Below are 5,658 nucleotides of genomic sequence, written 5' to 3' on the forward strand. Positions count from 1 at the left end.
CTGCTCAGGTTTCCGCGGCCGGCGCGATTGCCGCCGGAACCGGGTTTGGCAGCGGGCTCCCCGGTCGCGGCGCGGGCCCGCTGCGCGGTGGTGGCCGAGGAGTCCGGCCACAGGTCGGCGATCGGAATGGCGCGCTGGGCGTCGATCTGGGCGCCTACCTCGTCATCGTTCGTCAGTGTCGATGACATCAGTTCACTGAAGCGGGCGCAGCGGACATCGAGCTCGTCGACGGTCCCGACATCGACGATCCGGCCACCGTCAAGCACCGCGACGCGGTCGGCGATGGCCAGGGTGGAGCGGCGGTGGGCGAGGATCAGCAGGGTGGTGCCGTCATCGCGCAGCTGGTTCAGGATCCGCGCCTCGGTGACCGCGTCGACGGCGGAGGTCGCATCGTCGAGCACCAGTACGCGCGGTCGCGCGTAGAACGCCCGGGCCAGGGCGATGCGCTGGCGCTGACCGCCGGACAGGGTGAGGCCGCGTTCACCGATGCTGGTGGCGAAGCCGTCCGGAAGTCGGTCGATGAACTCGGTGGCTGCGGCCGGGTCGGTGGCCGCACGCAAGTCCGGGCACCCCGGCGGTGGGGGCCCCAGCGGACCGAGTGCGACGTTGGCGGCGACGGTATCGGACGACAGGAAGGGGTCGTCGAAGGCGACGGTGAGGGCCGCGTGCAGGGCGTCGGGGCGCAGTTCGGCGACGTCGTAGGCACGGCCCGCGGTGTCGGTGAGCGCAACCGTGCCAGCATCCGGCTGGTAGATGTCCGCCAGGAGTGCGGTGAGTGTGGTTTTTCCCGAACCCGGACCGCCGACCACCGCGACGCACTCACCGGGTTCAACGGTGAGGTCGACACCGCGCAGGACCGGGCGGTCGCCGTGCGCAAAGGAGACGTCGCGCAGTCCGATGCCCAGCGGCCCGTCGGGAGGCTCGCCGGTGTTGGCCAGCGAGCGGTCCCGCGGGTGGTCGATGACGTCAAAGACCCGGGCGCTGGAGGCGCCGGCCAGTTGACCGGCGATCACGAGGCCGGTGAGGGTCCGCGCGACGGCGGTCATCGTCGCGAGGTAGGTGGAGAAGGCGAGGAACGTGCCCGCGGTGAGCTCGCCGCGCAGGGTGAGCCAGCCGCCGATGCCGATCACCAGCACCATGCCGATCTGCGGGATGGCCGCCATCGTCGGGGTGAGGCGGGCCGAGAGACGCGCGGAGCGCAGCCGCAACCGGTAGAGGGTGCCGCCGAGTTCGGCGAGCTCGTCGGTTGCGCGGTGCTCCTGCCCGAAGCCTTTGACGACACGGACGCCGGTCACCGTCTCTTCGACGTGGCCGGCGAGTTCGGCGGCCGACTGTTGAGCCGCCCAGGTAGCAGCGAACATGCGTCGGCGTCCGCGATAGGCGACAAGGGCGACGACGGGGACCACCGCGAGCGCAATGAGCGTCAGGAGCGGCGACAGCCACGCCATAATGCCCAGCGCGACCACCACCTGCATGGCGCCGCCGAGCGCGAGGGGACCCATCGCCAGCAGGCTTTGCACCACCTGCAGATCGGTGATCGCTCGGGACACCACCTGGCCGGTGCGAATGCCGTCCTGGCTGGGGCCGTCCACACGCAGCAAGGTAGCGAGCATCGACCGGCGCAGGTCGTCCTGCACGACGATGGACAGCCGCCCGGCCAGCAACCGCCGCCCGAACTGGCACCCATAGCGGATCAATGCCGCCCCAAGCAGCGCGCCGATGAGCGCAGAGAGTGCGAACCGGGCCGCGGCGGCGCCGGTGGCATGATCGATGGCGGCGCGCGCCAGCAATGGTGCCACCAAATCCGCGGCTACCGCTCCGAGGGTGACCGCGCCGGTGGCCAGCGTCAGGCGGCGGTGCTGCCAGCAGCGTGCACCGAGGCGCGATAGCCAGCCGTTGGTCAACGAGCCTCTCCGCGGCGCACCCGCAAGGGCGTGACCGCTGTGCTCGGCGAGGTGACCACGGCGCCGTCGACGTCCCAGTGCCGGGGTGGCGGGCCGAAGGCCTCCGTCGCGTTCTTGAGCACCAGTGTGCCGAGGGCGCGGTTACCAGCACCACCGATTGCCGCGCCGATTCCGCCGGGCACCAGTTTGCCCACCAGGAGCGGCGCCCGACGGATCGCAAACTTCTTGATCAGCTTGTTGGTCAGCATGCGGTTCAGGCTCGCGAGGCGACCGGCCGAGATGGCGTTGCCGGTCAGCCGGGCGATCGCGTCGGTGCCGCGGGCGCCGGCCACCTTTCCCAGTGCCGCCACCCCCTCTTCGCCCATCGCCACGGACAGGACCAGCGTGCGACGTCGTTCCGAGTCGTCCGGCGAGATGCCGTGCACCTCGGCGACCGCCAGCGCGTACAGCGCGGAGGCTTCGATGAAGATCGCGGTGTCGGCGCTCAAGGCCGAGATCGCGGTGATGGTGCCGACACCGGGGATGGAGGCGGTGGCGCCGACCGCGCCGCCGGACACGGTCACGGTGTTGAGGTACCGGCGTTCCAACCGGTGAATGAGCTGCGCGGGCGAATCGTCCGGGTACTTGGCCCGCAGTTTGGCGACGTACTTCGCCACCGCCGGCTCCTGCAGGCGATGTGCCTTCTCGACGATTCGGGTGACCAGGGCGACGCCGCGCGTCGACGGCTGCCCGGTGCCATCGGCGCCGACGACCTCCGGTACGGCGACCTCGCTGACCGGTACGGGCAGGGCGGCCGGGTGGTACACGTCGAGCTGGGCGTGCGGGTTGACGGCGGGCGCGTGGGCGCGCGACTTCTTCTTGCCGATCATGGCGGTCTCCGTTCTAGGCGGCAACACCATTGCAACCATGGTCGGCGGACGGCTGTTCCCTGATGGCTGGTGTGCGGTGTCACACCGCTGGTGCCCTCCAGGTTAGCCAGACGCGCATCGGGTGCGGTGTACGCCGGTGCTACGGTGTCTGCGCCTCGTCGTCGGATGCGGACAGCCGCCGTATCGGCGGCGGTGCCCCGACGGAGGTGACTGAAATGACCGATCCCGCCGCGCCAACCACGCCGGCTGCGCCCGAATTCACGCCGGTGACCGACCGACCGTGGGCCGCCCTGCTGGCCCTGTGTGTCGGCTTCTTCATGATCTTGGTTGATATGTCGATCGTCGCGGTCGCCCAGCCGCAGATCATGGAAGCCCTGGATGCCGGCGTCAACGGGATCATTTGGGTGACGAGCGCTTACCTGCTGACCTACGCGGTACCGCTCTTGTTCGCCGGTCGCCTCGGCGACAAGTTCGGTCCCAAACCGATCTACCAGATCGGTCTGGTGGTGTTCACCGCCGCGAGTGTGTGGTGCGCCCTCTCCGGCTCGATCGAGCAATTGATCGCCGCGCGCGCCGTGCAGGGTCTCGGGGCGGCGCTGATCACGCCGCAGACCATGGCGTTGGTGACGCGGATGTTCCCGCCAGAGCGGCGCGGCGCCGCCATGGGCGTGTGGGGCACCGTCGCCGGGGTCGCGACGCTCATCGGGCCGCTGCTTGGCGGCATCTTGACGGACTCCTTTGGCTGGGAGTGGATCTTCTTTATCAACGTGCCGGTCGGCCTGATCGGTCTGGTACTGGCGGCGGTGCTGGTGCCTGAAGTGGAGACGCACGACCACATGTTCGACTGGAACGGCGTGTTGCTGTCGGCCGTGGGCTTGAGCGCGCTGGTCTTCGGTATTCAAGAGGGACAGACCTACGATTGGGCTTTTTGGATCTGGCTGGTGATCGGTGCGGGCGTGCTCCTCATGCTGATGTTCGTCTTCTGGGAGGCCAACACCGCCGGTGAGCCGCTGGTGCCGTTGACCCTGTTCCGGGACCGGAATTTCACCCTGTCGAATGTGGGTATCGCGACGATGGGTTTCGCGGTGTCCGGCTCGATGATTCCGATCATGTTCTTCCTCCAGTTTGTTGGCGGTATGTCGCCGACCCGATCGGCATTGGTGCTGGTCCCGATGGCGGTGCTCACCGGTATCGGTGCACCGATCGTCGGGCGGATTTTGGATCGGGTGCACCCGCGCAGCGTCGTCTCAACGGGCCTGCTTGGCTATGCGATCGCGCTGGGCTGGGCCGGGTTGCTTTTCGATCCGGCCACCCCGGTGTGGTTGCTGCTGCTGCCGACCTACCTGATGGGCTTGGCCTGTGCCTGCATCTGGGCGCCGCTGGCGGCCACGGCAACGCGCGGCCTGCCGTGGCAGGCTGCCGGGGCGGGGTCGGGTGTCTACAACACCACCCGCGTAGTCGGCTCTGTGATCGGCGCGGCCGCCATCGGTTCGCTGATGATGACCCGACTGGCCGCCGAACTGCCCGGGCGGGGCCTGCAGCAGCATGCGGGTGGGCACGTCCAACAGCTCCCGGAGCCGGTGCGCGGCGGTTTTGCCGACGCCATGGGCCAGTCGCTGTACCTCGGGGCTGCCGTCTTGCTGCTCGGCACGATCGCCACCTTGTTCTTGGTACGCCCGCCCCACCAGTACGTTCCCGTCGCTGCTGCCGCGAAGTGAGTCCGGAGCGGAAGCGGACGGCAGGGGGCGTCGGCCGAGCCTGACGGGTTTTGTCGGAGGCACTTCGTACCATCGTCTCGACGAATCAATTCCGGCGAAGGGAAGCCCACAGTGACATCGGCGCTGTTCGATATGCCCGAGTCCGCCACCGTGCGCGTCGACGCGGGAGCCGACCGCGAGGTGACTTTTCTGCACACCGCCGACTGGCAACTGGGAATGACGCGGCATTTCCTGTCCGCCGATGCCCAGCACACCTACGATCAGGCCCGCGAGGATGCGGTCGTGGCGATCGGCCGACTCGCCGGACAGACCGGTGCCGAGTTCGTCGTGGTCTGCGGAGACGTCTTCGACGACCCGCGGGTATCGGCGCGGATCGTCCGGCGCACCCTCGACGCGCTCGGTGACTTTCCGGTGCCGGTCTACCTGCTGCCAGGCAACCACGACCCGCTCGACGCGACGAGCATCTACCGCAGCCAGACCTTCGTCAGCGCGTGCCCGCCGAACGTGCAGGTCCTCGATCGGGCCGGGGTGGTGCGAGTGCGGGCGGGCGTCACCTTGGTCGCCGCGCCGTGGACCAGCAAGAAGCCCGAGTCAGACCTGATCGCCGACCAGCTTGCGCGGCTGTCCGCTAGCGATGACCTGCGCATCGTCGTGGGCCACGGCGGAGTCGACAGCTTCAGCCCTGGCGCCGATCCGGCGACGGTCGATTCGGCGAATCTGCAGGCCGCGGTCGACTCCGGACTGGTCGACTACATCGCGCTCGGCGACCGGCACTCCACCACCTCGATCGGTGACTCCGATCGGATCTGGTACGCCGGTGCACCCGAAGTGACCGACTTCGATCATGTTGAGAGCGCCTCCGGTGAGGTCCTCGAGGTAACGCTGCGTCGCGGCGGTGAGTCCGCCGCCGCGGTACGCCGACACCGGGTGGGGCAGTGGACGTTCACCACCGTGCGGCGGGACGTCAACGGTGCGCGCGATCTTGCGGCGCTCCGCGAAACGCTGAGCGCGCTGCCGTCCAAACGGCGCACTGTGGTGAAACTCGCCGCGGTCGGGGCATTGGGCCTCGACGATAAGGCTGCGTTCGACGAACTCCTCGAGGAGTTCTCCGAACGTCTTGCGGCCCTGTGGATCTGGGACCGCCATCACGACCTCACGGTGATCGCC

At 69.0% G+C, this 5,658-nt stretch carries 4 protein-coding genes; 2 read left to right on the forward strand and 2 right to left on the reverse strand.

What is annotated here, in order from left to right; all coding sequences use genetic code 11:
- Together WAW85_RS05495 and WAW85_RS05500 are read right to left on the reverse strand one after the other, a co-directional pair.
- Positions 1-1,904: ABC transporter ATP-binding protein (locus WAW85_RS05495; RefSeq protein WP_422558637.1), on the reverse strand; the 1,904-nt coding region annotated here is incomplete at its 3' end.
- Positions 1,901-2,773, reverse strand: a complete 873-nt coding sequence (locus WAW85_RS05500; protein ID WP_422558638.1) for a hypothetical protein — start codon at positions 2,771-2,773, stop codon at positions 1,901-1,903. The genes WAW85_RS05500 and WAW85_RS05495, both read right to left, overlap by 4 nt.
- A 215-nt stretch (positions 2,774-2,988) precedes the next feature.
- On the opposite strand from WAW85_RS05500, the gene WAW85_RS05505 reads away from it, so the two are divergent.
- Entirely contained in the window at positions 2,989-4,491 is a 1,503-nt protein-coding gene (locus tag WAW85_RS05505; protein ID WP_422558639.1) for a DHA2 family efflux MFS transporter permease subunit, read from the forward strand.
- A 111-nt stretch (positions 4,492-4,602) separates the two neighbouring features.
- A partial coding sequence (locus WAW85_RS05510) for a metallophosphoesterase family protein (RefSeq protein ID WP_422558640.1) occupies positions 4,603-5,658 on the forward strand: 1,056 nt, incomplete at its 3' end.

It is taken from the genome of Gordonia sp. (in: high G+C Gram-positive bacteria) (genome assembly GCF_049299075.1).
GTDB lineage: Bacteria > Actinomycetota > Actinomycetes > Mycobacteriales > Mycobacteriaceae > Gordonia.